Raw genomic sequence first — 25,636 nt, 5'->3', positions numbered from 1 at the left:
GAGGGACCGCCGGCCTCCCCGCACGGCTGCGTGAGCCTGGGGCGCGGGGGGAAGCATGAGCGTCCTGAGGAACCTCGAATCCAAGATCGCGAGCCTCGTCGAGGGCACGTTCGGGCGCGTCTTCAAGTCCGAGGTGCGGCCCGTCGAGCTGGCCCGCGGCCTCGTCAAGGAGCTCGAGGAGCACAAGACCGTCTCCGTGTCGCGCACGTACGTCCCCAACGAGTACGTCGTCTGGCTCTCGCCGGAGGACCGCGCGCGCTACGAGGGCGTCGAGCACGAGGTCGTCGACGAGCTCTCGGCCTACCTGCTCGAGCACGCGCGCCGCGAGCGCCTCGCGCTCGTCTCGCGCCCGCACATCACCTTCGAGACCGACCGCGAGCTGCGCCTCGGCGAGTTCGGCATCCAGGCCCGGACCGTGAAGCCGCAGGGCGAGTCGGTCCGCCAGGCCGACCACGGCAAGACGATGGTCTACAGCGTCGCCGACCGCCAGCAGGAGGCGCTGAGCGAGGTGCGGGCCGAGCCCCGCCGGCGCCCGCTGCTGCTCGCCGAGGGCAAGCGCTTCGTCGTCGCGCCCGGCGGCGTCGTGATCGGCCGCAGCCGCGAGTGCGACGTCGTGCTCAGCGACTCCAACGTCTCGCGCCGCCACGCCGAGATCCGCCCGACCGGCCGCGGATGGCTCGTCGAGGACCTCGGGTCGACCAACGGCGTGCGGGTCAACGGCCGCCCCGTCAACGGCCCCCACCCGCTCGAGCCCGGGGACCGGCTCGAGCTCGGCACCGCCGACGTGCGCTTCGAGGTGGAGTAGGTGCTCGATCCCGTCGCCGTCGCCCTGAAGTTCGGCTTCCTCGCCGTCCTCTACCTCTTCCTGCTGTGGGTCTCGCGCAGCGCGCTGCGCGACCTGCGCCGGGTGAGCGAGCCGCGCGCGCTGAGCGCCGCGGGCCCGGTCGCCGCCGCCCCGCCGTCGGAGGCCACCGGCCTGCACAGCGCGGCGACGCTCGGCCGCGGCGACGACCTCGACCCCCGCCTCGTCGTCGAGCGCGCGCCCGGGCACACGCCGGGCATGGAGTACGACGTGGGCGAGGGCGCGGTGCTCGGCCGTGGGGACCGGGCGGAGATCCGCCTCGAGGACCCGTTCGCCTCCTCGCAGCACGCGAGGCTCGTCCGCCAGGGCCCGATCGTCATCATCGAGGACCTGGGCTCGACGAACGGCACGTACCTCAACGAGGAGCTGCTCAGCGGTCCCCAGCCGCTGCACGCGGGCGACCGCGTGCGCATCGGCGACTCCGAGTTCACCTACCTGGACCGGTGAGCTGACCCTGCTGCGCGTCGCCGAGCACGTCGAGCTCACGGACACCGGCCGTCAGCGCCGGGACAACGAGGACTCCTACCACGCGTCCTCGCCGCTCTTCGTGGTCGCCGACGGCATGGGCGGCGCCCAGGCCGGCGAGGTCGCGTCGCGCACCGCCGTCGAGGTCTTCGCGCGCGGGTTGCCCGACGGCGCGGGCTCGGTCGAGGAGCGCCTGGCGCGGATGGTCGGCGAGGCCAACGCCCGCATCCACGAGCTCGCCGCGGCCGACGAGCAGCGCGCCGGCATGGGCACGACGCTCACCGCGGCCTACCTCGACGTGGGCGAGCTGGCGGTGGCGCACGTCGGCGACAGCCGCCTGTACTGCCTGCGCGACGGCGTGCTCGAGCAGCGCACCGACGACCACTCGCTCGTCGGCGAGCTCGTCCGGCGCGGGCAGCTGTCGCCGGAGGAGGCCGAGGAGCACCCGCAGCGCTCGATCATCACCCGGGCGCTGGGCCCCGAGGACACCGTCGCGGTGGACCACCACACCTGGCCGGCGCGCGACGGCGACGTCTTCCTGCTGTGCTCGGACGGCCTCACCACGATGGTCTCCGACGCGCAGGTCGCCGAGATCCTGACCGGCGCGCGGTCGCTGCGCGAGGCGGCGCGGGCGCTCGTCGACGCCGCCAACGCCGCGGGCGGGCGCGACAACATCACCGTCGTCCTCTTCCGGGTCGAGGAGGTCGGCGGCCCCGAGGAGCAGCACACGATGGCGGGCGCCGCCGCGCCGACCGTCGAGGAGGTGCGCGCCGCCGCGGCCGCCGCCGGGCCCGACACCGTCGAGTCCGCCTCCGCGCGTCCCGCGCCCACGTCGCCGGCCGCGCTGGCCGAGCCGCCCGTCGCGCCCCGCGCCCCCCGGGCACCACGCCAGCCCGTCGCGCAGGCGCCCGAGCGACGCGGCGTCGTGCGCCGCGTCCTGCGCCCGCTCATCGTCCTCGCGGTCCTCGTCGTCATCGTCGGCAGCGCGGGCTGGATCGCGGTCCAGAGCGTGTGGTTCGTCGGCACGACGAAGGAGGGCTACGTGGCCCTCTTCCGCGGCGTGCCCTACGAGCTGCCGGGCCTCGACCTCTACAGCCAGCAGTTCGAGTCCGGCGTCAACGCGACGGCCCTCAACGCGCCCGCCCGGCGGACGGTCGTCTCGCACGAGCTGCGCTCGCACGACGACGCCGTCGACCTGATCCGCAGCATCGAGCGCGGCGAGCTGGCGGGCCCGGCGCGGTGAGCGCCCGCAACCGCGAGCTCCTCGCCCTCGTCCCCGCGTCCCTGCTCGTCACGGCGGGCTTCGCGGCGATCTTCCTCCAGGAGGGCGCGGAGCAGCTCTCGGACCTCTCGATCACCTACGGGGCGATCTTCCTCGGCCTGTGCTTCGCGGCGCACGTCGTCCTGCGCTTCACGCTGCCCAACGCCGACCCGTACCTCTTCCCGCTCGTCGCGCTGCTGGCGTGCTTCGGCGTCGTCGTCCTCTACCGGATCGACGAGGAGTTCGCGCGCGAGCAGGCGCAGTGGTTCGTCGTCGGGCTCGGGGCGTTCGCGGCGACGATCGTCCTGCTGCGCGACTACCGCGTGCTCGAGCGCTACCGGTACACCATCGCCCTCGGCGGCCTGGCGCTCCTGCTGCTGCCGCGCGTCCCGGGCATCGGCCAGCAGGTCAACGGCGCGTACCTCGGCATCGGCGTCGGGCCGATCTCGTTCCAGCCCGCCGAGCTGAGCAAGATCGCGATCGTCGTCTTCCTCGCGTCCTACCTGCGCGACACGCGCCAGCTCCTGGTCACCGCGGGCCGGCGCGTCCTGGGCATGCAGTTCCCGCGGCTCAAGGACCTCGGACCGCTGCTCGTGGTGTGGGGCGTGGCGATGCTCCTGCTCGTCTTCATCCGCGACCTCGGCTCGTCGCTCATGTTCTTCGGGGCCTTCCTCGCGCTGGTCTACGTCGCGACGAACAAGGCCGCCTACCCGCTGATCGGCCTGCTCCTGTTCGCCGTCGGCGCGTGGTTCTTCGCGTCGACCGTGGGCCACGTCGAGGACCGCATCTCCGCCTGGCAGGACCCGTTCGACAACGCGCTGTACAACCAGCAGACGGGCGGCAGCTACCAGCTCGCGCAGTCCCTCTTCGCGCAGGCCGACGGCGGGGTGCTCGGGACGGGCTTCGGCCAGTCGCTGCTCGAGCTCGGCAGCGGGCAGGGCCGCCTGCTGCCCGCGGCGCACACCGACCTCATCTACGCGGTCATCACCAACGAGCTGGGCCTCGCGGGCGCCTGCGGCCTGATCCTCACCTACCTGCTGGTGGCCGAGCGCGGCTTCAAGATCGCCACGCTCGCGCGCGACTCGTTCTCCAAGCTCCTGGCCACGGGGCTGACCGCCGTGTTCGCCTTGCAGGTCTTCGTGATCGTCGGCGGCGTCACGAAGGTCATCCCGCTCACCGGCGTGACCCTGCCCTTCGTCTCCTACGGCGGCTCGAGCATCGTGGCGAACTTCATCCTGCTGGCGCTGCTGCTCGTCGTCTCCGACCGCGCCCGCCGGGAGGCCGTGTGAACGCCTCGATCTCGCGGCTGTTCGTCCTCGTCGTGGTGCTCTTCGCGGTGCTCATCGCGTTCACGTCGCGCTGGACGGTGTTCGAGGCCGACGCGCTGCGCGACAACGCCAAGAACCAGCGGCCGCTGCTCGAGACGCTGCAGATCCGCCGCGGGCGCATCCGGGCCGACGACGGGACGCTGCTGGCCCGGTCGGTCAAGGAGGGCCGCTTCTACTCGCGCCGCTACCCCGCCGCCGGCCTGTTCGCCCACGCGCTGGGCTACTCGTACGCGCGCCTCGGGCAGATCGGCCTCGAGCGCGAGCGCAACGACGAGCTGACGGGCAAGGAGGACGACCTCACGACGGTCGTCGACCAGCTCCTGGGCAAGCGCGCGGAGGGCGACAACCTCCAGCTCACGCTCGACCCGGGCGGGCAGCGCGTCGCGCTGCAGCAGCTCGGCGGGCGCAAGGGCTCGGTCGTCGCCCTCGACCCGCGGACCGGCGCGGTGAAGGTCATGGCCTCGTTCCCGGGCTACGACCCCAACGAGCTGCGCCAGCCGGGCCGGTCGGCCGAGCTCAACACCGACCAGGACGCGCCGCTGCTCAACCGCGCGACCCAGTCGACCTACGTCCCGGGCTCGACGATGAAGGTCGTCACCGCGATCGCGGCGATCGACTCCGGGCGCTTCACGCCCGACAGCGTCGTCGACGGGTCCAACCTCCGGGAGTTCTCGGGCACGCCGCTGGCGAACTTCGGCGGGCGCGACTGGGGCCCCGTGAACCTCACGACGGCGCTGACCAACTCGGTGAACACCGCCTGGGCGTCGGTGGCCGAGAAGCTCGGCAAGGAGACGATGCAGCGCTACATGGAGCGTCTCGGGTTCGGCGAGGACCCGCCGCTGGACTACCCCGACGCGCAGATGGCGCCGTCGGGCGCCTACCGGGGCGGCAAGCTCATCCCGGCGACGTCGCGCTTCGTCGACATCGGCCGCCTGGCGATCGGGCAGGACCGCCTGCTGGTCACGCCGCTGCAGATGGCGATGGTGTCCGCCGCGGTGGCCAACGGCGGCACGCTCATGGAGCCGCGCTTGGTCGACAAGGTCGTCGACCCGGACGGCCGCACGAAGGAGGAGCTCGAGCCTGAGGAGATGGGCCGGGTCATGTCGGGCGCGTCCGCCGACGCCGTGCGCGACATGATGGGCAACGTCGTGCGTGAGGGATCGGGCACCGCCGCCGCGCTCGAGGGCATCGAGGTCGGCGGCAAGACGGGCACCGCCGAGGTCCGCGAGAGCTGCCCGAACCAGGTCTGGTTCATCGGGTTCGCGCCGCTGCGCAACCCGCGCGTCGCGGTCGCCGCCACGATCGAGTGCACCCAGGGCACCGGCGGCGAGGTCGCCGCGCCGATCGCCAAGGCCGTGATGCAGGAGCTCCTGGGGTGATCACCGAGCCCCAGCGCGACCAGGTCGTCGACGGCCGCTACAAGCTCATCGAGCGCATCGGCTCGGGCGGGATGGCCGACGTGTGGGTCGCCGAGGACCTGCAGCTCGGCCGGCGCGTCGCGCTCAAGCTCCTGCACCGGCGCTTCGCCGCCGACGCCGAGTTCGTCGAGCGCTTCCGCCGCGAGGCCTCGGCCGCCGGCGGCCTCCAGCACCCCAACGTCGTGCAGGTCTACGACCGCGGCGAGTGGGAGGGGACGTCCTACATCGCGATGGAGTACCTGCCCGGGCGACCGCTGAAGCGGATCGTCCAGGAGGAGGCGCCGCTGGCCTCCGACCGGGCGATCGACCTCATCGCGCAGGTCCTGCGCGCCGCGCGCTTCGCCCACAAGCGCGGGATCATCCACCGCGACCTCAAGCCCCACAACGTCATCGTGCAGGATCCGTCGCCCGCAGACCCGAGCTTGAGAGGGTCGAAGGGCGAGAGGGAGACGCTCAAGGTCACGGACTTCGGCATCGCGCGGGCGGGCGCGTCGGACATGACCGAGACCGGCTCGATCATGGGCACGGCGCAGTACCTGTCGCCCGAGCAGGCCCAGGGCCACCCGGTCAGCGCGGCCAGCGACCTCTACTCGGTCGGGATCATGCTCTACGAGCTGCTGACCGGGACGGTGCCGTTCGAGGGCGAGTCCGCGGTGACCATCGCGCTCAAGCAGGTCTCCGAGCCGCCGGTCCCGCCGTCGCACCGCAATCCCGCGGTGAGCCCGGCGCTCGAGTCCGTCGTCCTGCGCGCGCTCGAGAAGGACCCGGCGCGGCGCTTCGCCGACGCCGACGAGTTCCTCCAGGCGCTGGACGCGGCGCGCAGCGCGCCCGGCGTCGCCGCCTACGGCGGGCCGGGCGACGCGACGCAGACCATCCCGGTCACCGGCGGCTTCGCGGCGGTGCCGGTGGTCCAGGAGGAGGCGGTGTACACCTCCACGCCCGCGGACCCGCTGGCCGAGGAGCGGCGCCGGCGCTGGTGGCCCGCGGCCCTCGCCGGCCTGCTCGTCGCGGCGGCCGTCGTCGCGCTCGTGCTCCTGCTCGGCGGCTCCAACGGCGTGACGGTGCCCAACGTCGTCCGCGCGTCGGAGTCCGACGCGAAGGTCGCGCTGAGCCAGCGCGGCCTGGAGAGCGACGTCACGCGCCGTACCTCCGACCGGCCGGAGGGGACCGTGATCGGTCAGGACCCGTCGGCCGGCGAGGAGGTCGACGAGGGCTCGACGGTCACCCTCGTGGTCTCCGACGGCCCGGGCGAGGCGCGGATCCCCGACCTCGTCGGCCAGGGTGCGACCACCGCGACCCGGACGCTCGAGGGGCTCGGCTTCGAGGTCACCCGTCGCGAGCAGCCCTCCGACGACATCACCACGAACCGCGTCATCCAGACGGTCCCCGGCGCGGGCGAGCGGCTCGAGCGCGGCGAGGAGGTCGTCATCGTCGTCTCCACCGGCGCCGAGCGCGTCGAGGTGCCGGGCGTGGTCGACCAGGACCGCGACGCCGCCGAGACGGCCCTGGAGGACGCGGGCTTCAAGGTCCGGGTGCGCGAGCAGGAGCGCGAGGACCGCGACCCGGGCACGGTGCTGGCGCAGGATCCGGCGGCCGGCACGCAGGCGCGGCGCGGCTCGACGGTCACGCTGACGGTCGCCAAGGAGCCCGAGGAGGCCGAGATCCCGCGGGTCACCGGGCGCACGCGCGAGGAGGCCACCGAGGCGCTGTCGGGTGCCGGGTTCACCGTGCGCACGCGCGAGCAGGAGGTCGACTCGCCCGACGAGGACGGCGTCGTGCTCAGCCAGGACCCGACGGGCCGGGCGCCCAAGGGCTCGCGCGTGACGATCACCGTCGGCGCGTTCGACCCGCAGCTGGACCCGGACCCGGGCGGCACGGAGACGACGCCCTCGGCGACCACGCCGGCCGAGACGGTGCCGCCAGGATGAGGGTCGCGGTCCTGGGCGGCGGCCGGTCGTCCGAGCACGAGGTGTCGCTGGCGGGGGCGCGCGCGGTGCGCGAGGGCCTGGCGCAGGCCGGCCACGAGCCGGTGGAGGTCGTCCTCGAGCGCGACGGGCGCTGGACGTGCGACGGCGACGAGGTCGCGCTGCGCGCCGGCGGCGGCCTGCTGGGCTGCGACGCCGCGTTCCCGGTCCTGCACGGCGCCTTCGGCGAGGACGGCACGGTGCAGGGGCTGCTCGAGCTGCTCGACGTCCCGTACGTCGGCTCGGGCGTGCTGGCCAGCGCCGCGTGCCTGGACAAGCTCGTCTTCAAGGACCTCATGGCGCGCGCGGGCATCCCGCAGGTCGCCTACTGGCGCGCGCAGGACGCCGGCGCCGCGTCGTTGCCGTGCTGGGTCAAGCCCTCGCGCATGGGCTCGTCGGTGGGCATCGTCCGCGTCGAGTGCGCAGAGGACCTCGACGCGGCGCTCGCGGCGGCGCGCGAGCACGACCCGCGGGTGATCGTCGAGGCGCACGCCACGGGGCTCGAGGTCGAGTGCTCGGTGCTCGGCCACCCGACGGCGCCGGAGGTCTCGACCCCGGGCGAGATCGTCCTGCTGCGCGGGGCCGGCTGGTACGACTTCGAGGCCAAGTACGAGGCGGGCGGGATGCGCCTCGAGGTGCCGGCGCGCATCTCCGACACCGCACTGGCGCGCCTGCGCGACCTGGCGGTCCAGGCCTACGCGCTGGCGGGCTGCGACGGCCTGGCCCGCGCGGACTTCTTCGTGGACGGCGACGAGGTCCTGCTCAACGAGCTCAACACGCTGCCCGGCTTCACCGCGACCAGCGTGTACGCGAAGCTCTGGGCGGCCAGCGGGCTGGCCTACCCAGAGCTCTGCGACCGGCTCGTGCGCCTCGCCCTCGAGCGCTTCGCTCGGGAGCGGGCCCACACGTACTAGGCGGCGGCGGGCTCGACCGCGGCGGGCGCCGGGGCGGCGGCCCCCGACGGCGTCCACCGGATCAGGACCCAGGCGGCCACGGCCCCGACGGCGGCCAGCGCCGAGCCGGCCCACAGCGCGTCGTGCATGCCGTCCACGAACGCCGCGTGGTCGCCCCCGCCGAAGACCTCCTCGGTGGGGATGAGCGCGCCCAGCGCGGCGACGCCGACGGCGATGCCCGCCTGGCGGAACGTGTCGTTGACGCCCGAGGCCAAGCCCGACTGCTCGACGGGCACCGCGCCGACCGCGAGGGTCGCCAGGGCCGGGTTGAACATGCCGGTGCCGATCATGCAGATGACCATGCCGGGCAGCAGGACCGTCCACGACGAGTCGACGGCGGCCATCGTCGAGACGCCCATGCCGAGGGCGACCAGCCCGAGGCCGACGCTGATCATCACGCGCGGGGCGACCTTCTCCATGAGCTGCGCGGAGGCGCCGGCGACGACGAAGTTCAGCAGCGTCGCGGGCATGTAGACCAGCCCGGCCTCGATCGCCGACAGGCCGAGGACCTGCTGGAGGTAGAGCGTCGTGTAGAGGAAGACCGCGAAGAACGAGGCGGAGATCGCGTACGCGGCGACCTGCGCGCCGGTGAAGTCGCGGTCGCGGAAGAGCCGCAGCGGCAGCATCGGCTGCGCGACGCGCGCCTCGATGGCGACGAAGGCGACGAGGAACGCGGCGGCACCGCCGAGCTCCAGCAGGATCGGCGTGGAGCCCCAGCCGTCCTCGTTGCCGCGCAGCAGGCCGAGCACGAGCAGGAAGAGGCCACCGGTCAGCGCGAGCTGCCCCGGGACGTCGACCTTCGGGGCGGCCGGGTCCGCGGACTCGTGGACCTGCCGGGCGGTGATCGCCATGCACGCCAGGCCGATCGGGATGTTGACGATGAAGACCCACTGCCAGTCCAGGCCGGAGGTCAGCGCGCCGCCGATGAGCGGCCCGAAGGCGAACGAGGCACCGATGACCGCGCCGTAGGCGGCGAACGCCTTGGCCCGCTCCTCGACGCGGAAGGCGGCGGCCAGGAGCGACAGCGACGTGGCGAACATGACGGCGGCGCCGACGCCCTGGACGGCGCGCGCGACGTTCAGGAAGGTGATGTCGGTCGCCGCGGCACAGGCGATCGACGAGAGCGTGAAGAGCGCGAGGCCCCACTGGAACAGGCGCTTGCGGCCGAAGCGGTCGGCGAGCGAGCCGGCGGTGAGCACGACGGTCGCGAGCGCCAGCGTGTAGGCGTCGACGACCCACTGGAGGCCGGTGACGTCGGTCTGGAGGTCCTCCGCGATGCGGGAGAGGGCCGTGTTCACGACGGCGATGTCGAGCATGAGCATCGCGGTCGCGGCGCAGACGACGGCGAGCGTCCACCTCTGGGTGCGGGTCATGGCACCGACGATGGCCGACCGGTTCGGCCCAGACACCGGGGCGCCCCCTACGCGGGAGGTGCGGGACACCCCCGGGCGCTGCGGCGGATGGCCGCCCAGGGGTCGCCGCCCAGCGCGTCGAGGCGCTCGAGCACCGCGCGCTGGGTCCAGCCGTCGGGACGCAGGCCGGGGTCCTCCAGCTCCTCCCAGCGCAGCGGCACCGCGACGGGCCCGCCGGCCCGGGCGCGCGGGGAGTACGGCGCGACCGTCGTCTGCGCCGGCGCGTTGCGCGCGACGTCGACGTAGATCCGCGAGCCGCGCTCGTCCTTGTGGAACGCGGTCGTGAGGTGGTCGGGGTCGCGCGCGACCTCCTCGGCGGCGACGGCCGCCGCGAACGCGTTGACCTCCGTGGCCGTGCGCGTGCGCCGCAGCGGGCAGACGACGTGCACGCCGCGGGAGCCGGTGACCATCGCGTGCGGGACCAGGCCGTGGCCGCGCAGCCGCTCGCCGAGGGCCAGCGCGGCGACGCGCACCTCCTCGAAGTCCTCGGAGGACGGGTCGAGGTCGATGGTCAGGCGATCGGGCCGGTCGAGGCGGTCGCGGCGCACGGGCGCCACGTGGACGGTGAGCGCGTTGACCTGGGCGACCCACTGCAGCGACCGGCGGTCCTGGAGCAGCGGGTGGTGGACCTCGCCCCCGCCGCGCTTGCCGACGGTGACGGTCCTGAGCCACGCGGGCGCGGTCTTGGCGGCGTCCTTCTGGAAGAAGCCCGAGCTGCCGAGCCCGCCGTGGAAGCGCTGGAGCGAGACGGCGCGATCGCGCACGTGGGGCAGCATCGCCGCGGCGACGTGGTCGAGGTACGCGGCGTAGTCGGCCTTCGTGACCGCGGGCGTGCGCTCCGTCGCCGGCCAGAGGACCTTCTCCGGCGACGTGAGCCGGCTCACCGGTAGAGGTAGACCTCGGAGACCTGCGCCGAGGTGGCGCCCTCGGGCAGCGCGGTGATCCACACGAGGTAGGACTGGAAGCGCCGGCCGCCCGTGTCGAGCGGCACGCGCGTGCGCTCCTCGGTCGCCCGGGCCGAGGCGAGCTTCGTCCAGCCCGACAGCTGCTGGGGCGGGCTGCCCGACGCGGCGTACACGTCGAAGGAGAAGCCGGGCTTGGGCGTGCGGACGTCGAGGCGCCGCGGCGCGAAGGCCGGTGGCGCGTTGACGTAGATCCCGACGCCGTCCTTCTGCAGGCCGCCCTGGTAGGTCTCGGTCGTCCACGAGGTGCCGGTGCTCTTGTCCACCGCGAAGCGCGCCTCGCCGGGGTGCTCCTCCTCGTTGTCGCCGAGGGGGTCGAAGTCGCCGGCGGCCGACTGGCCGAAGGAGATCGCCTTGAGCGCCTGGCCCTGGTCGTCGCGGGCGGGCGGCGCCGCGCCGGTGCCGCGCGTGGCGCGGTCGTCGGCCAGGACGAAGAGCGCGAAGGCGACGATCGCCGCCGCGACCAGCGCCAGGACGGCGAAGACGCGTCCCGGGTGGGTGACGCGGCCTGGCAGCCGGCGGCGCGCCTCGGGCGGCAGCGTGCGCAGGACCGCGGTCGCCTCGCCCGTGACCTGCCCCGAGCGCGAGGCCTCGATGGCGAGGACCTGCTCGAGGTCGGCGATGAGCTCGGCGTCGTCGGCGTAGCGCTGGGTGAGGTCCTTCGCCGTGGCACGGTCCAGGACGGCGGCCAGCGCGCTCGAGACCTCGGGGCGCAGGAGCTGCACGTCGGGCAGGTCCTCGCGCACGTGCTTCATCGCGACGGCGACCTGGTTCTCGCCGTGGAACGGGACGTCCCCGGTGAGCATCTCGTAGAGCACGATGCCCAGGGAGTAGAGGTCGCTCTGGCCCGTGACCGCGTGGCCGAGGGCCTGCTCGGGCGAGACGTAGTCCGTCGTGCCCAGCACGCGGCCGTCGGCGGTCAGCCCGTCCTGGTCCAGCGTGCGGGCGATGCCGAAGTCGGTGACCTTCGCCGAGCCCTCCTCGTCGACGAGGACGTTCTGGGGCTTGACGTCGCGGTGGACGATGCCGCGCTCGTGGGCGGCGCCGAGCGCGCGGGCGATCTCGATGGCGTAGGCCACGGCCTCGGAGACCGGCAGCCGGCCGTGGCGGCGGATGCGCTGCTTGAGCGTCTCGCCCTCGACGTACTCGAAGACGATGTAGGGCGTCCCGTCGTCCTCGGAGGCGTCGATGACCCCGACGACGTGCGGGTGGCTGAGCTGCGCGACGGCGCGGGCCTCGCGCCGGAAGCGCTCGAGCTGGTCGGGCTGGCCCGCGATGTCGCGGTGCATCAGCTTGATCGCGACCTGGCGCTCGAGCGTGGTGTCGAACGCACGGAAGACCGTGGACATCCCGCCCGTGCCGACCCGCGCGTCGAGTCGGTAGCGCCCGCTGAGGAGCGTGCCGAGCTGGCTGCTCACAGGTCCTATTGTGGCGCGCCGCGCGTGGGGCCTGCGTCTGCACTGCGGGTTGCAGACGCAGGCCCGTCCGCGAGGGCTAGCCCTTCAGGAGCTGGAGGACCGACTGGGGCGACTGGTTGGCCTGGGCGAGCATCGCCTGGCCGGCCTGGGTCAGGATCTGGTTCTTGGTCATCGTGACCATCTCCTGGGCCATGTCGACGTCGCGGATGCGCGACTCGGCGGCGGTCAGGTTCTCCTGGTAGACGGCCGTGCCGTTCAGCGTGTGCTCGAGGCGGTTCTGGGCCGCGCCGAACGACGAGCGCAGGTTCGAGACGCCGTCGATGGCGGCGTCGATCTCCTGCAGGTCGGTGGCGGCGCCCAGCGCGAACGTCGCGGCGGGGACCACCGTGGACAGCGCCTGCTTGTCGACGGTGATGACGTCGCCGTCCTCGCTGCCGACCTGGAAGGTCACGGTGCCGGCGGCGTCGAGCAGCGTGATGCCGTTGAACTCGGCCTGGGTGCCGATGCGGTTGATCTCCGAGGCCAGGTGGTTGATCTCGGACTGGATGACCGCCTGGCCCTGGGAGCCGGTGGAGCCGTTCTTGTACTGGACGGCCAGCTCGCGGACGCGCTGCAGCATCGAGTGGACCTCGTCGAGGTTGCCCTCGGCGGTCTGGACGAGCGAGATGCCGTCCTGGATGTTGCGCTGGGCCTGGGCGAGGCCGCGGATCTGGGAGCGCATCTTCTCGGAGATGCCCAGACCGGCGGCGTCGTCGGCGGCGCGGTTGATGCGCGAGCCCGTGGAGAGCTTCTCCATGGACTTGGTGAGCTGCGCGGTGCTCTTGGCGAGCGTGCGGTGGGCGCTGAGCGCCTCGATGTTCGTGTTGATGCGGAGGGACATCAGTCAGTGTCGGGTGAGGGGTTGGGTTCTAGGTCGGGTCGTCGTCGGCGGCGGACTGGTCCCGGGGCATCCGGTCCACGTCCGTCGCGGCTGCTGCCGCGTTCTCCGCCTTCACTGCCGCCCAGATCTCCTCCCGGTAGACCGGGACCGAGCGGGGCGCCGTGATGCCGATGCGCACGTTCGACCCGCTGATCTCGATCACCTCGACCACGACGTCGTCGCCGACCATGACCTTCTCGCCAGGGCGACGGGTGATGATGAGCATGCGGGCGAGCGTACTGCGTGCCCTAGGCGGCTTCGGGCTGAGCCGCCTCCTGCTGGGCGAAGACCTTGGCGCGCACCGGGGCGTCCTGGGCCATGTTGATCACCTGGTAGCCGAAGCCCCCGGAGATGACGATCGGCGCGCGGAGGTTCACGCAGGTGTCCTCCGGGCGCTCGCCGCAGCGGACCGTGACGTACACGGAGGCCTCGGCGGCGTCGGCGTCGGTGAGGCCGACGCGAGCGGCCTCCTCGTCGGCCAGCTCGACCTCGTAGGAGGCGAAGAACTGCCACGGGTTCGTGACGGGCAGGGCCAGGTCGGGGTCCTCGAGCGAGTGCAGCCACACGAAGGCGCTGTCGTCGCTCTTGGCGAGCAGGGCGTACTGGCGGCCGCCCAGACCGATGAGGCCCGCGGGGAAGTCGATGATCGACTCCTGCGGGACCTCGAGCTCGCCGAAGCGGCTCGAGCGGAGGGTGGTCATGGTGGTCATGGTCCTCGGTGTGGTGGTGGAGGGATCTAGCGGAGGAAGTCGAGGAGGGACAGCTGGAAGAGCTGGGCGCCCGTCTTGAGCGCGGCCTCGTAGGCGGTCTTCTGCGTGGTCAGGCGGGTGAGGGCCTCGGCCAGGTCGGCGCCCTCGAGGTCGCGCAGGCGCGTCTGGCCGGCCATGTCGAGGTCGTCGAGGCGCGCGACGGCGGCGTCGACGCGCACCTGGGCGGCGCCGACGGTCGCCTGGGCGGCGTTGACGGTGTCGAGGTTGGCGGTGAGGCCCGCGAGGTCCGCGCCGCGCAGGGCGGCGAGGTCGGCGGGGGTGCCCCCACGCAGGTGATCGGCCAGGTCGCGCAGCGTGTTGAGCAGGAGGCCGTCGGCCGCGCCCTGGCCGGAGCCCAGGACGCTGGCGGCGCTGACGTTCACGCCGACGCTCACGCCCGGGCCGATCTCGCGGGCGACCGTCGCGGCGTTGCCGGCGAACGTGTCCGACCCGAAGGCGTAGGGCGGCGTCGTGCTGTCGGTGCCGCTGAAGATCCACGCGCCGTCGACCTGGACGCGCACGGCGTCCTTGGCGGCCTCGGCGATCTGGTCGACCTCGAGGGCCATCGTCTCGCGGTCCTTGGCGTCGACGGTGCCGTTGGCGGCCTGGATCGCGAGCTCCTTGGCCCGCTGGATGAGCTGGCTGAGCTGGCCCAGCGACGAGTCGGTCGCGTCGAGGCGGCTGGTCGCCGACGTGGCCGAGCGCCGGTGGCCCTCGATCTCCGAGACCGTCGAGCGCTCGACGAGCGCCTCGCGGACCTGGAGCGGGTCGTCGGACGGGCGGTTGAGCCGGCGGCCCGTGGCGATCTCGCGCTGCGTGGCGGCGATCTCGGCCTGGCGGGCGGCCGCGTCGCTCAGCAGCCGGTTGTTCAGCATGCCCTGGGTGATCCGCATGGCTACAGGCCCACCCGGCCGGTGCGGTTGATCAGGGCGTCCAGCGTCTCGTCCATCGTCGTCATGACGCGGGAGGCCGCCTGGTAGCCGCGCTGGAAGCGCATCATGTTCGTGAGCTCCTCGTCCAGGGAGACGCCGGCGACCTCCTGGCGGCGCTCCTCGAGCTGGTTGAGGACGGCGGTGGCGGTGGCCTCGCCGGCGCGGGCGGTGGCCGCGTCGCCGCCGATGCGCGAGACGAGGTCGTTGTAGCCCCGCTCGGCCAGGCCGCCGCGCAGGCCGGCGATGGCCTTGGCCACGTCGTTGGCGCCCGCGTTGACGGCCGACGTGGCGCGGACGGTGGCCGGGGTGACGACCGCGGTCAGCGCCCCGGCGGTGGCGCCGGAGAAGACTGGGGTCGGGTGCAGGGCGTTGACCGTCGACGCGAGGTCGCTGGCGACCTGGTCGAGCCCGGCGCGGTAGCCGGTGATCTTCGCGGCGACGTCCTGCAGGCCGCCGATCTGCCCGCCCGGGCTCGACAGCGCCTGGGGCCAGGTGACGGTCGGGCCCGAGACGATGGGCGTCGCGGCGCCGCCGAAGCTCACCTCGATGACGCCGCCGCCGAGGTCGGCGACGGAGACGCGGCCGAGCTTGGAGAGCTGGTCGAGCAGGACGTCGCGGCGGTCGAGCTGGTCGTTGGGCTGCGTGCCGGCGGCGACCGCGCGGGAGATCGCGTCGTTGAGGACGCCGAGCTCCTTGGCGATCTGGTCGACCGGGCCGCCGACGGCGACGATCTGCGCGGCGCCGTTCGTGGCGTCGGCGGCGATCGAGTCCATGCGGCCCGCGAGGGTGTTGAAGGCGTCGGCGAGCGTCGCGGCCTGGCCGGCGACGGCCTCCTTGGCGGCGGCGGACTCCGGGTGGCTGGCGAGGTCCTGCCACGCGCTCCAGAACTTGCCCAGCAGCGCGTTGAGGCCGTTGTCGCCCGGCTCCTGGAGGATGTCCTCGACGCGCGAGAGGGCGTCGGAGGTGACGGAGTCCTGGCCGAGCGAGAGGTTCTGCGCGCGGACCTGGAGGTCGAGGAACTGGTCGCGGATGCGGCGGATCGACTTGAGGTCGACGCCCTGGCCGAGCTGGATGCCGGCGCCCGACTCGTAGGTCCCCTGCGGGACGGTGAGCGAGGGGGAGGCGGCGAGGACGGCCTCCTGGCGCGTGTAGCCGACGGTGCCCGCGTTGGCGATGTTGTGGCCCGTGATGTCCAGGGCGCGCTGGTTGGCCATGAGGCCGCTCAGCGCGAGGTTCAGGCCGGAGAAGCTCGAGACGGGCACGGGCTAGACCTCGAGGTCCAGGACGCGGCGGGCGGTCTGGTAGCCGGTGGCGCCGACGCCGCCGAGGGTCACGCGCATCGAGCCGCCGGGCTCGGCCGGCGGGCGGTAGCCGCCGTCCTCGCCGGCGCCGCCGAGCATCCCGACGAGGTGGCCGAGGAAGGCGAGCTCCTGGCGCATGAGGGCGCGGTTGAGGTGGTGCTGCTGGCCGACCTCGGCGAGCAGGCCGCGCAGCTCGGTCGAGCGCGTGCGGGCCGCCTCGGCGGTCGCGGGGTCCATGAGGGCGGTCATCGCCTCGAGGGTCACCGCGTGGGCGGGGACGCCGAGGGCCTGGCCGGCGCGCGTGAGGACGAGGGTGCGGTCGCGCTCGAGCAGCGACCGGCGCTCCATCTCGGCCTGGATCGTGCCGAGGTGGGCGAGGACGCCGTCGACGTTGCGCGCGCGGATCGCCTGCGACTGGTGCAGGACGGCCTGCAGCAGGCGGCGCGCCGACTCGAGCTGCGCGTCGAGGTGGCGCAGGACGTCGGGCCCGAAGGTGCCGGGGATCGGGAGGGCCGTGGCGGTCACGCCCGCGGGGCCTCCGTGGCGTCGGTCGTCGTGGTCGCCTCGGCGATGGCGTCGGCGAGCATCGACGAGAACATGTCGTTGAACGCGCCGCTGGTGCCCGAGGCGGACTTCGGCATGGCGGTCTTGAGCAGCTCGCCGGCGACCTGGCGCATGAGCAGGCGCTCCATGCCGGCGGCGACGGTCGGGTCGACGCTCGTCATCAGCGCTTCACCTGGTTGGCGATCTCCAGGAGCTGGTCCTGGGTCATGATGGCCTTGGAGGCGAGCTCGAAGCCGCGCTGGGCCTCCATCATGTCCGTCATCGCCGAGGCCATGTCGACGCCGGAGCTCTCCAGCGCGCCCTGGCGGACGGTGGTGCTCTGGGCGGGGCGCGGCTGGCCGCTGCGCGGGCCCGGCACGAAGGTGTTGTTCGGGCCGGCCTCGAGGCCGCCCGGGGCGTTGACCTCGACGATGCGCAGCTGGCCGAGCTGGCGGCCCTGCACCGTGACGCGGCCGTCGGCGGCGATGGCGACCTGGTCGACCGGCGTGCCGGGCGGGAGGGTGATCGCCGGCTCGAGGAGCTCGCCGCTGTGGAGGGTCAGGCGGCCCTGCGCGTCCGTGCCGAGCTGGCCGTCGCGGGTGAGGCCGACGCGGCCGTCGAGCGTGCGGACCTGGAGGAAGCCCTGGCCCTCGAGGGCGACGTCGAGCGGCTGGTTGGTCGTCTCGAGCGAGCCCTGCTGCATCGAGCGGCCGACGAGCGTGCTCGCCGAGCCGGCGCCGATGCGCACGCCCGGCTCCGAGCCGCGCGGGCCGTCGGCGTAGACGAGGTCGCGGAACGCGATGCGGCCCGGCTTGTAGCCGGTCGTGGACACGTTCGCCAGGTCGTCGGCGACGAGGTCCATGCGCTGCTGCTGCGCCATCATCCCGGCCGCGGCCGAGTACATGCCTTCAAGCACTCACGTTCTCCTGTGCGGGAGGTGGAGCGCGTGCCTCCGCCAGTGGGCGGTCCAGCCTGCGTGCTCCGGTGTCGTCCCGGTGGTCGGCCGGAGCCGAACCACCTTGAGCGCGGCGTCCAGGTCACCTGGACGCCGCGGGCGCGCCCGCGGGCGCGCGAGGGCCTGCTAGCCCGGCAGCCCGCCGACCTGCGAGGCGGCGAGCTTCAGCGTGTCGTCGATCGTCGTGACGGCGCGCTGGCCGGCCTCGAAGGCGCGCATCGAGGCCATCATGTCGACCATCGTGCGCGCCGGCGTGACGCCGGAGGCCTCGAGCGTCCCCGTCAGCACTCGGCCGGTGCCGCGGCCGCCGGCCTGGCCGGTGAAGAGGTTCTCACCCTGCTTGGCCAGGCCCTGGACGTCGAAGACCCCGACGTCGGCCGGGTCGACGGTGCCCTGCGGGGTGACGCGCACGGGCTGGCGGTTGGGGCCGAGGACCTGGTTGCCCTGGGCGTCGCCCAGCGTGCGGTCCGCGAGCACGGTGAAGCGCCCGTTGCGGGTGTAGCGCTCGCCCTGGTCGGTGCGCACGGCGAACCAGCCCTCGCCCTGGACTGCCAGGTCGAGCGGCTCGTTGGTGGCGCGCATGTCCGACGGGCGGAAGTCCGTCGTCTGGCCGGTGATGCGCACGCCGGCGCCGAGGGTGCCGATCGCGCGGCCCGTGCGGCGGTCGGCGAGCAGGAGCTCCCCGAAGGAGCTCTGCGTGGCGCGGTCGGCCTTGTAGCCGGGCGTCGTCGCGTTGGCCAGGTCGTTGGCCAGCTGGTCCTGGCGCACCTGCTCGGCGAGCATGCCGGAGGCGGCGATGAAGAGTCCACGGTCCATCGCCTCCGTGGTCGGCTGAAGCTCCGGCGCTTTGAGCCGACCACTGGACGGATGGAGGCGCTCGTCCTCGTCCGCGGCCTGCTGCCCGACCTCCCGGTGCGACCCGGGACGATCATGCACGGCCGCGTCGTCGACCCGCAGACGATGCTGCTGGAGGGCGTGCCCATCTCGGCGCAGCTGCCGGCGGGCGTCGCCCCGGGCGACGTCCTGCGCCTCAGCGTCCAGGAGGCGGCCGCCGAGCGGCTGCACCTGCACGTCGAGGGCAAGGTCGAGCTGCCCGCCCAGCAGGCACAGGCCCAGCAGGTCCAGCAGTCCTCCCAGGCCAGCGCGGCGCAGCAGGCCCAGGCCCAGGCGCTCGCGGTGCCGCTCCCGGGCGGCGCCATGGTCCAGGTGCTGCCCGACGGGTCGGGCGCGGGCGGGGGCGGGGCACGCCGCGGCGGCGCCGCCGTCACCGTCCGCTTCGACTCCCCGACGCTCGGCCGCCTCGACGTGCGCCTCGACCGCCACGCCGCGGCGGTCCACGTCAGCGCCGGCGAGCCCGCCGACCGCGTCCGCGCCGCCGCCGCGGAGCTGCGCCTGACGCTGAGCGCCGTCCTCGGCCACCCCGTCGCCGTGACCGTCCACCCGCGCGGGAGGACGCTCGATGCCTCCGCGTAGGGCCGTCGCGCTGCGCTACGACCGCAGCGCCGACAGCGCCCCGAAGGTCGTCGCCACCGGTGCCGACCTCGTCGCCGACCGCATCCTCGAGCGCGCCCGCGCGGCCGGCGTCCCCGTCCGCGAGGACCCCGCCCTCGCCGAGGCCCTCGCCCGCCTCGCCGCCGAGGCCGAGATCCCCGAGGACCTCTGGGGCGCCGTCGCCGAGGTCCTCGTCTGGGCCTACGGCATCTCCCGCTGACCCCTCGTGAGAAGCAGGGGCCTGTCCCCTTCTTCGCACCGCGCGTCGCGGCGTGGTGCGCCAGAACCGCATGGACAAGCGGAATGGGCGGCGTGAGAAGCAGGGGCCTGTCCCGTTCTTCGCATGGGACCCTCCCGTCGTCGCGGGTGCGGAGCTGCGTCCGGACGCCCGTGGGGATGCGGCGGGGGCTGTTCGGCAGTGAGGGAGGGAGACCGCCGGCGGGTTCGGCCGACGTGGGCGGTCTTGTGGGTTCGAGCGTCGTGACCCTGTGATCTCCGGCGTGAGACGCCGGGATCGACAGGGTCGTGGCCGGCGGGGTCGCCTGCAGCATCGAGTGGCGGATCGAGCCCGGGATGTGCGGGTCGATCCGCCAACGGATGGCCCGAAGCGTCTTGCGGCTCGGCGGCCGCTTCGCCGCCACCCTCTCCTCGGTGCTGATCGGCGCGTGCGGCATCCCTCGGGCGGCGCGGGTGCGGAGCTCCGCGCCGCGTCACCCAGGCCGCCTGCGCGACCCTCACCCCCGCGTCGACAGCACGACGCCCTCGTCGACGTCGAGGCGGACGGAGGTGAAGCCGCTCGCGGGGTCCAGGACGTGGGCGGCGTAGGCCTCGCAGGCGGGGTCGTCGCGGCTGAGGTCCGCGACGACGAGGGCGCCGCGGCGCAGGCGGGGCTCGGCGAGGCGCAGGACGTCGAGGTAGCGGTCGTTCCAGCCGTCGAGGAAGAGGAGGTCGACCGCCGCGGGGTCGTCGGCGAGCGTCTGGAGCGCGTCGCCGGCGCGGAGGTCGACGAGGTCGGCCAGGCCGCTGGCCGTCAGGTGGTCGCGGGCCAGGGCGACCTTCGCCGCGTCGAGCTCGGTCGTCACGAGCCGCCCGTCGCCGCCGAGGTCGCGCAGGCCCGCGGCGAGGTGGATCGTCGAGAAGCCGACGGACGCGCCGAACTCGACGACCGAGCGTGCCCCGGTGGCGACGACGAGGACGTGCAGGAGCTCGCCGACCTCGCGCGCCACCGCGATGGGCGCCGTGCCGTAGAGCTCCGCGCGCTCGCGTCCGTAGACCTTGCGGCCGAGCTGCGCCTCCCGGGCGCGGACGCGGGCCTTGCCCGCGCCGTCCTCGCGCGCGCCGGCGGCCTCGATCCGGGCGAGGACCTCGACGACGGCGGACTCCCGCAGCGTGCGCACGTCGTGAAGCCTGCCGCACGACGACGAACGGCCGCCCGAAGGCGGCCGCTCGCAAGGTCCCGGAAGGTGCTGCGGTGTCGCGGGCTAGGCGACGGCCTGGAACAGCGCGGCGTCGTCGGCCAGCGCCAGGCGCAGGGTCTTCTTGAGCGCGCCGTGGATCTGGCAGACGCGCGACTCGGAGACGCCGAGGATGTCGCCGATCTCGGCGAGCGTCATGCCCTTGACGTAGAGCAGGACCGCGACCTCGCGCTCGCGCTGGGGCAGCTGGGCGAAGGCGGCGCGGAACTTCGTCTTGGCCTCCTCCGTCGCGGTGGCGAAGACCGGGTCCAGGCGGTCGTCGTCGGCGGCGATGGTGTCGAGGCGCTCGATCGTCGTCTCGTCGTCGCCCAGGACGACGGTGTTCAGCGACGTGACGTCGGACTGCGTGACCTCGTCGCGGTGCCGGCGCAGCTCCTCGAGGGAGATGCCCATCGTCTCGGCGAGCTCGGGGGCGGTGGGGCGACGGCCGTGCAGGCGCGAGAAGTCGTCGGCGGCGCGCTCCATGTCGCGCTCCCAGCGGCGGACGGAGCGCGGGGCCCAGTCCTGGCGGCGCAGCTCGTCGAGCACGGCGCCGTGGATGCGGGTCCACGCGTACTGCTCGAGCGTGGCGCCCTTCTCTGGGTCGTAGCGGTCGATCGACTGGATGAGCGCCTCGAGGCCGCAGGAGATGAAGTCCTCCACCTCGCAGCGGGCCGGCATCTCGCGGACCTTCTTGTAGACGATGTACTTCACCAGCGGCGCGAAGGTGAGGACGAGCCGATCGCGCAGGGCGCGGTCGTTCGTGCGGCGGTACTCCTGCCAGAGGGCGAGCGAGTCCTCAGGGGAGAGCCGGCGCGGCTTGGTGGAGGTGGCGGTTGCGAGGCGCATGAGGGCGGTGGTCCTTCCGGGGGGACGGTCTGGCGGGGACGAGAGGAGCATCGGAATCCGCCGGTGACCGAACGATCCCCGGTTCCCGGTATTCGCCCGAGGAGAGCGGTCCATCGCCGTCCTCCCCAGAAGTGGGGACCCCCCGTCCGCTCGCCGGGGCTGCGCTCAACCGCCGAGCGGCCCTGCCGACCTCAAGGCCATGACCCTCCAGGCGTCACCCGGCTCGACGTCCCCGTTCGCGGGCGCGCGCGCCACGGTCGACGCCCACCTCGTGCGCGCACACGCGACGCTGCGCGCGGGAGACGTCCGGGCCTTCGCGGCCTCCCTCCACGCCGCCGGCCGCCTCGACGACCCCCAGTCCCGCTACCTGGCCCGCCGCCTCACCGCCCAGCTCGCGCTGGCGGCCACCGGCGGGACCCCGGAGCTGGCCGCCCGCTTCCTGGCCACCGCCCTGGACGCCGTGGTCTGCGACCTCGAGGGGACGCCGGCCGAGCCGGTGCTGCTCGAGCTCGCCGGCCTGGCCCTCACCGGCCTCGGCGACCGCGCCGGCGCCACCGCGCTGGCCGCGGCCGCCCGCCGCCTGGACCCCACGGCCCAGGCGTTCCCCACCGTCTCGGCGGACGCGATCGCCGCCCGCGGGCCACTGGCCACCGCCGCCCTGCCCGCCGACGTCCAGGAGGCCGTGCGGGACCTCGGGGCACGTGCCCGCGCGGCCGCCGACGCCGCCCGGCCCGCGACGGGCCTGACCATCGCCCTGACGATGATCGTCCGCGACGAGGAGGCGATGCTCGGCCGCACGCTCGCCGCCGCCCGCACCGCGGTCGACGAGCTGGTCGTCGTGGACACCGGCTCGACCGACCGCACCGTCGAGATCGCCCTCGAGCACGGCGCCCGCGTCCTGCATCACCCGTGGACCGGCCACTTCGCCGAGGCCCGCAACGTCGCGATGGACGCCGCGACGGCCGACTGGCTCCTGGTCCTCGACGCCGACGAGGTCCTCGTCGAGGCCGACGCCGCGCTGCTGCGCGAGCTCGCCGGCCGCACCTGGCGCGAGGCGTTCTACCTGCGCGCGACGAACCACACCGGGGAGCTCGGCGACGGCAGCGCGAGCACCACCGACAGCCTGCGCCTGTTGCGCAACCGCCCCGGCCACCGCTACGAGGGCCGGATCCACGAGCAGATCGCCCACCGCCTGCCCGGCTTCGTGCCCGAGCGCGTCGAGCGCACCGCCGTGCGCTTCGAGCACTTCGGCTACCTCGGCGAGGTCCGCGAGGCCAAGGACAAGTCCGCCCGCAACCTCGAGCTCCTCGAGCGCCAGCGCGCGGAGGGCGACGACAGCCCGTTCCTGCACTTCAACCTCGGCTCGGAGCACCTCGTCCTGGGCTCCGCCCCCACCGCCGCCGAGCACTTCCTCACCGCCTGGCGCCGCATCCGCGCCGACCGCGACCCCACGTCCTTCGGCTTCGCGCCGTCGCTGGGCTCGCGGATGCTCAAGGCGCTCAACGCCAGCGGCCGCGCCGCCGAGGCGCTCGAGCTCGGCGACGACGTCCTGCGCCTGCTGCCGGGCTACACCGACGTCGTCCTCGAGCAGGGCCGCGCGGCCCTGGCCCTCGGCGACACCCGGCGCGCCGCCGCCCAGTTCCGGCAGGCGCTCGAGCTGGGCGACGCGCCGACCAAGTGGCACGGCGCCGTCGGCGCCGGTGGGCCCATCGCCCTCGTCGAGCTCGCCCGCGTCCAGCGCGCCGAGCAGGACCACGCCGGCGCCCGCGCCACGCTCGAGCGCTGCGCCCGCGAGCACCCCGGCTTCCACGGCGTCGCCGAGCCGCTGGCCGAGCTCCTGCTCGCCTCCGGCACCCCCGCGGCCGGCGTCCCGGCCGCCGTCGAGGCCGTCACCGGCGCCCTCAGCCCCGCCGACTGCTTCCAGGTCGCCGTCCCGCTCTACGAGGCCGGCGCCGTCGCCGAGGCCGAGGGCCTCCTGCGCCGCGTCCTGCAGGCCCGCCCGCACGTCCACCACGCGCGCGTCGTGCTGGCCGAGGCGCTGCTGAGCCAGGGCCGCCTCGAGGAGGCCGCCGCCGAGGTCGCGCACGTCCCGCCGACCGCCGGCTGCGCCGCGGCCGCCGCGCGCACCGCCGCCTTCGTCGCCCTCGCCACCGGCGGTGACGCCGACCTCGACGCCGCCGCCCACGCCGGCCTCCCCGACGACGAGCTCGCCGCCTTCCGCGCCTGGGCTGGCCAGGACGTCGCCGTCCCCGCCGCGGCCGCCCCGGTCCTCGCCACGATGCTCGACGCCCTGGCCCGCCTCGAGCGCTTCGAGGCCTTCGAGGCGCTGGCCCGCGCCGTCGACGCGCTCGCGCTCCCCGCGCGCGAGCGTCGTGAGCTGCTCGCCGGCGTCTACCTGCGCCGTGGCTTCCTCGACTCGGCCGCCGAGGAGTGGATCGCCGCGGTCCAGGAGGACGGGCCCGACGCCCGCGCGCTGGACGGCCTGGCGCGCATCGCCGACGCGCGCGGCCTGCACGACGACGCCGAGGTGTTCCGCACCGAGGCCCGGACCCTGCTCGCCGCGGCGGCCTAGGACGGACGTCCACGTGCCGATCAAGTCGCGCAGGAACCACGCCGATGACCTGGACGACCCCGGCCATGGACGGTCGAGGAGCTTCCAGGAGGAACGCTAGATGTCGCTGCACCACTTCCCCGCGCTGCCGCCGGTCGGAGCACCCGCTCCCGTCGGACCGCCGGCGCCTGCCGGTGGCCCTGCGGCGACGCCCGCGTCCGGCGACTTCGGTCGCGTCCTGGACCTCGAGGCCGCCCGCGCCCGCAAGGTCGACCTCCCCGACGAGGTCGTCGCGGACATGACGCGTGCGTCCGAGCTCGTCGACCGCCTGGCCTTCGAGGGCCGGCAGGTCCAGTTCTCCACCCACGAGCTGAGCGGCAAGGTCGTCGCCGGGCTCGTGGACAGCGAGGGGGCGCTCATCCGCCGCCTCGACCTCCGCGACGTCGTCCACGGCTCGGTGCCGGGGGACGTGGCCTAGCCGATGGCGGGCCTCCAGCTCGGCGGCCTCGTGTCCGGCATGGACACGAGCGCGGTGATCGACCAGCTCATCCAGGTCGAGTCGCAGGGCAAGACGCGCCTCACCCTGCGCCAGACCGCCGAGCAGGCCAAGCAGGACGCCCTCAAGGACGTCCAGACCCAGCTCGGCAAGCTCAAGACCGCCGCGGGCGACCTGCGCTCGGTCCTGCTGTGGGCCGACAAGCAGTCCGTCGAGAGCTCGAGCGCGAAGGTCGGCGTCCGCCAGACCGCCGGCGCCGGCCCCGGCGGCCACACGGTCGGCGTCGTGTCGCTGGCCACCGCCGAGCAGCACACCTTCTCGTTCACCGAGCAGGCCGGCGCGTCGTCGATCACGATCGGCGCGAAGACCGTCAACCTGGCCGCGGGCGCCAAGGTCGGCGACGCGGTCGCCGCCATCAACGGCGACGCGACGCTCGGCGTCTTCGCCGTCGACGTCGGCGGCAAGCTCGTCCTCTCCGCGCGCACGACGGGCGAGGACAGCGCCTTCACCGCCTCGGGCGCCGGCCTGGCCGAGGTCCCCGGCACCGCCCGCCCGGGCGCCGACGCGGTCTACACCCTGGACGGCGTCCAGAAGACCTCGCCCACGAACGTCGTCACCGACGCCCTGCCCGGCGTCGAGCTGACGCTCAAGGGCCGCACGACCGAGGACGCCGACATCACCGTCGGCAACCCGGGCCCGGACGCCGCGGCCGTCAAGGACAAGGTCAAGGCGTTCATCGAGGCCTACAACGGCACCGTCGAGACGCTCCAGCTCAAGCTCGACGACAAGCGCGTCGCCAACGCCACGACGACGACCGACGCCAAGCGGGGCGCCCTCTACGGCGACTCCGGCGTGCGGGCCGTGCTCAGCGAGCTGCGCGGCGTCCTGGGCGAGCTCGGCGGCCCGCTGGGCATCACGACCGGCAAGGCCACCGGCGGCGCCGCGTCGGCCGACAGCCTCAAGGGCAAGCTCTCCTTCGACGAGACGGCGTTCAACGAGAAGCTCGCGGCCGACCCGCTCAGCGTCCGCACGCTGCTCGGCGGCGGCGGCGTCGACGGCCTCGCCCAGGCGGTCGAGAAGGTGCTCGCGCCGCAGGTCGAGGCCGACGGCATCCTCGCCCAGCGCCAGAAGGGCTCGCAGGCCGAGCTCTCGTCGATCAAGAGCAGCCTCGACGCGTTCGACAAGCGCCTCGAGACCAAGGAGCAGCGGCTGCGGGTGCAGTTCGCGGCCATGGAGGCCGCCCTCCTCAAGAGCCAGTCCGCCCAGTCGGACCTCGCGAACCTCATCGCCTCGATGGGGTCGTCGTAGGACACCTGACGAGCGGCTCAAGACGCTTCGGCCACGGACGACCAC

The 25,636-nt window shown here is 74.2% G+C and carries 26 protein-coding genes; 12 read left to right on the top strand and 14 right to left on the bottom strand.

The features are described 5' to 3' along the window. Positions 1–55 precede the first annotated feature (55 nt). From JUB12_RS14900 to JUB12_RS14870, 7 genes are read left to right on the top strand one after another with little or no spacing between them, the layout of a single operon-like run. A complete protein-coding gene (locus tag JUB12_RS14900; RefSeq protein WP_205696209.1) occupies positions 56–805 on the top strand; it encodes a DUF3662 and FHA domain-containing protein in 750 nt (249 codons plus the stop codon). After that, positions 806–1,309: an FHA domain-containing protein gene (locus tag JUB12_RS14895; RefSeq protein WP_205696208.1), complete on the top strand. Its 504-nt coding sequence runs from the start codon at positions 806–808 to the stop codon at positions 1,307–1,309. It abuts the gene before it with no gap. Position 1,310: 1 nt separating this feature from the next. Continuing rightward, positions 1,311–2,570, top strand: coding sequence for a Stp1/IreP family PP2C-type Ser/Thr phosphatase (locus JUB12_RS14890; RefSeq protein ID WP_241004524.1), 1,260 nt, complete (start codon positions 1,311–1,313; stop codon positions 2,568–2,570). Continuing rightward, the gene (locus JUB12_RS14885) at positions 2,567–3,877 is read left to right on the top strand and encodes an FtsW/RodA/SpoVE family cell cycle protein (protein WP_205696207.1); all 1,311 of its coding nucleotides are present in this window, start codon (positions 2,567–2,569) and stop codon (positions 3,875–3,877) included. The genes JUB12_RS14890 and JUB12_RS14885 overlap by 4 nt, the downstream gene beginning before the upstream one ends. Next, positions 3,874–5,295, top strand: coding sequence for a penicillin-binding protein 2 (locus JUB12_RS14880; RefSeq protein WP_205696206.1), 1,422 nt, complete (start codon positions 3,874–3,876; stop codon positions 5,293–5,295). Before JUB12_RS14885 ends, JUB12_RS14880 begins: the two co-directional genes overlap by 4 nt. Then, positions 5,292–7,262 carry a Stk1 family PASTA domain-containing Ser/Thr kinase gene (pknB, locus tag JUB12_RS14875; protein WP_205696205.1) on the top strand — a complete coding sequence of 657 codons (1,971 nt, stop codon included), beginning with the start codon at positions 5,292–5,294 and terminating at the stop codon, positions 7,260–7,262. The genes JUB12_RS14880 and pknB overlap by 4 nt, the downstream gene beginning before the upstream one ends. Continuing rightward, entirely contained in the window at positions 7,259–8,212 is a 954-nt protein-coding gene (locus tag JUB12_RS14870; RefSeq protein ID WP_205696204.1) for a D-alanine--D-alanine ligase family protein, read from the top strand. The genes pknB and JUB12_RS14870 overlap by 4 nt, the downstream gene beginning before the upstream one ends. On the opposite strand, the gene JUB12_RS14865 is transcribed toward JUB12_RS14870, so the two are convergent. The 12 genes from JUB12_RS14865 to JUB12_RS14810 all read right to left on the bottom strand — a co-directional run bounded on the left by JUB12_RS14865 (position 8,209) and on the right by JUB12_RS14810 (position 18,258). Next, positions 8,209–9,624, bottom strand: a complete 1,416-nt coding sequence (locus JUB12_RS14865) for an MFS transporter (RefSeq protein WP_205696203.1) — start codon at positions 9,622–9,624, stop codon at positions 8,209–8,211. The two genes, JUB12_RS14870 and JUB12_RS14865, sit on opposite strands and share 4 nt — an antisense overlap. 47 nt (positions 9,625–9,671) lie before the next feature. Next, entirely contained in the window at positions 9,672–10,547 is an 876-nt protein-coding gene (gene ligD / locus JUB12_RS14860; RefSeq protein ID WP_205696202.1) for a non-homologous end-joining DNA ligase, read from the bottom strand. Then, positions 10,544–12,043: a protein kinase gene (locus JUB12_RS14855; RefSeq protein WP_205696201.1), complete on the bottom strand. Its 1,500-nt coding sequence runs from the start codon at positions 12,041–12,043 to the stop codon at positions 10,544–10,546. The genes ligD and JUB12_RS14855 overlap by 4 nt, the downstream gene beginning before the upstream one ends. Positions 12,044–12,119: 76 nt before the next feature. Next, entirely contained in the window at positions 12,120–12,923 is an 804-nt protein-coding gene (locus tag JUB12_RS14850) for a flagellin (protein ID WP_205696200.1), read from the bottom strand. A gap of 28 nt (positions 12,924–12,951) precedes the next feature. Continuing rightward, positions 12,952–13,188 carry a carbon storage regulator CsrA gene (gene csrA / locus JUB12_RS14845; RefSeq protein ID WP_205696199.1) on the bottom strand — a complete coding sequence of 79 codons (237 nt, stop codon included), beginning with the start codon at positions 13,186–13,188 and terminating at the stop codon, positions 12,952–12,954. Positions 13,189–13,210: 22 nt separating this feature from the next. Continuing rightward, positions 13,211–13,663: a flagellar assembly protein FliW gene (gene fliW, locus JUB12_RS14840; RefSeq protein WP_205696198.1), complete on the bottom strand. Its 453-nt coding sequence runs from the start codon at positions 13,661–13,663 to the stop codon at positions 13,211–13,213. Positions 13,664–13,698: 35 nt separating this feature from the next. Next, positions 13,699–14,604 (bottom strand): flagellin, encoded by a 906-nt coding sequence (locus JUB12_RS14835; RefSeq protein WP_205696197.1) that lies wholly within the window; start codon positions 14,602–14,604, stop codon positions 13,699–13,701. Between the two features lie 2 nt (positions 14,605–14,606). Further along, entirely contained in the window at positions 14,607–15,905 is a 1,299-nt protein-coding gene (flgK, locus tag JUB12_RS14830) for a flagellar hook-associated protein FlgK (RefSeq protein WP_205696196.1), read from the bottom strand. Positions 15,906–15,908: 3 nt separating this feature from the next. Continuing rightward, positions 15,909–16,469, bottom strand: a complete 561-nt coding sequence (gene flgN, locus JUB12_RS14825; RefSeq protein WP_205696195.1) for a flagellar export chaperone FlgN — start codon at positions 16,467–16,469, stop codon at positions 15,909–15,911. Next, positions 16,466–16,669, bottom strand: a complete 204-nt coding sequence (locus JUB12_RS14820) for a hypothetical protein (protein ID WP_205696194.1) — start codon at positions 16,667–16,669, stop codon at positions 16,466–16,468. Before JUB12_RS14820 ends, flgN begins: the two co-directional genes overlap by 4 nt. Further along, entirely contained in the window at positions 16,669–17,391 is a 723-nt protein-coding gene (locus tag JUB12_RS14815) for a flagellar hook-basal body protein (protein WP_205696193.1), read from the bottom strand. Before JUB12_RS14815 ends, JUB12_RS14820 begins: the two co-directional genes overlap by 1 nt. Before the next feature lie 177 nt (positions 17,392–17,568). After that, on the bottom strand, positions 17,569–18,258 hold the full coding sequence (locus tag JUB12_RS14810; protein WP_205696192.1) for a flagellar hook-basal body protein: 690 nt from the start codon (positions 18,256–18,258) through the stop codon (positions 17,569–17,571). Between the two features lie 51 nt (positions 18,259–18,309). Between JUB12_RS14810 and JUB12_RS14805 the strand changes: the two genes are divergently transcribed. Together JUB12_RS14805 and JUB12_RS14800 are read left to right on the top strand one after the other, a co-directional pair. Further along, positions 18,310–18,915 carry a hypothetical protein gene (locus tag JUB12_RS14805; protein WP_205696191.1) on the top strand — a complete coding sequence of 202 codons (606 nt, stop codon included), beginning with the start codon at positions 18,310–18,312 and terminating at the stop codon, positions 18,913–18,915. After that, positions 18,902–19,153, top strand: coding sequence for an EscU/YscU/HrcU family type III secretion system export apparatus switch protein (locus JUB12_RS14800; protein WP_205696190.1), 252 nt, complete (start codon positions 18,902–18,904; stop codon positions 19,151–19,153). The genes JUB12_RS14805 and JUB12_RS14800 overlap by 14 nt, the downstream gene beginning before the upstream one ends. A gap of 514 nt (positions 19,154–19,667) precedes the next feature. On the opposite strand, the gene JUB12_RS14795 is transcribed toward JUB12_RS14800, so the two are convergent. Then, positions 19,668–20,330, bottom strand: a complete 663-nt coding sequence (locus JUB12_RS14795; protein WP_205696189.1) for an O-methyltransferase — start codon at positions 20,328–20,330, stop codon at positions 19,668–19,670. An 84-nt stretch (positions 20,331–20,414) separates the two neighbouring features. Beyond that, on the bottom strand, positions 20,415–21,236 hold the full coding sequence (locus JUB12_RS14790) for a FliA/WhiG family RNA polymerase sigma factor (protein WP_205696188.1): 822 nt from the start codon (positions 21,234–21,236) through the stop codon (positions 20,415–20,417). Positions 21,237–21,435: 199 nt separating this feature from the next. Here JUB12_RS14790 and JUB12_RS14785 point away from each other — a divergent pair, with 199 nt between their 5' ends. From JUB12_RS14785 to fliD, 3 genes are all read left to right on the top strand, one after another. Then, complete coding sequence (locus JUB12_RS14785; protein ID WP_205696187.1) at positions 21,436–23,808, top strand: glycosyltransferase family 2 protein; 2,373 nt, start codon at positions 21,436–21,438, stop codon at positions 23,806–23,808. Between the two features lie 100 nt (positions 23,809–23,908). After that, complete coding sequence (locus JUB12_RS14780) at positions 23,909–24,265, top strand: hypothetical protein (protein WP_205696186.1); 357 nt, start codon at positions 23,909–23,911, stop codon at positions 24,263–24,265. Between the two features lie 3 nt (positions 24,266–24,268). Next, the gene (gene fliD, locus JUB12_RS14775; protein ID WP_205696185.1) at positions 24,269–25,591 is read left to right on the top strand and encodes a flagellar filament capping protein FliD; all 1,323 of its coding nucleotides are present in this window, start codon (positions 24,269–24,271) and stop codon (positions 25,589–25,591) included. Positions 25,592–25,636: the final 45 nt, after the last annotated feature.

The sequence above is a fragment of the Conexibacter sp. SYSU D00693 genome, assembly GCF_017084525.1.
Classification (GTDB): domain Bacteria; phylum Actinomycetota; class Thermoleophilia; order Solirubrobacterales; family Solirubrobacteraceae; genus Baekduia.
The sequence above is the reverse complement of the archived record's forward strand: the minus strand, read 5'-3'. Positions and strand labels throughout refer to the sequence as shown.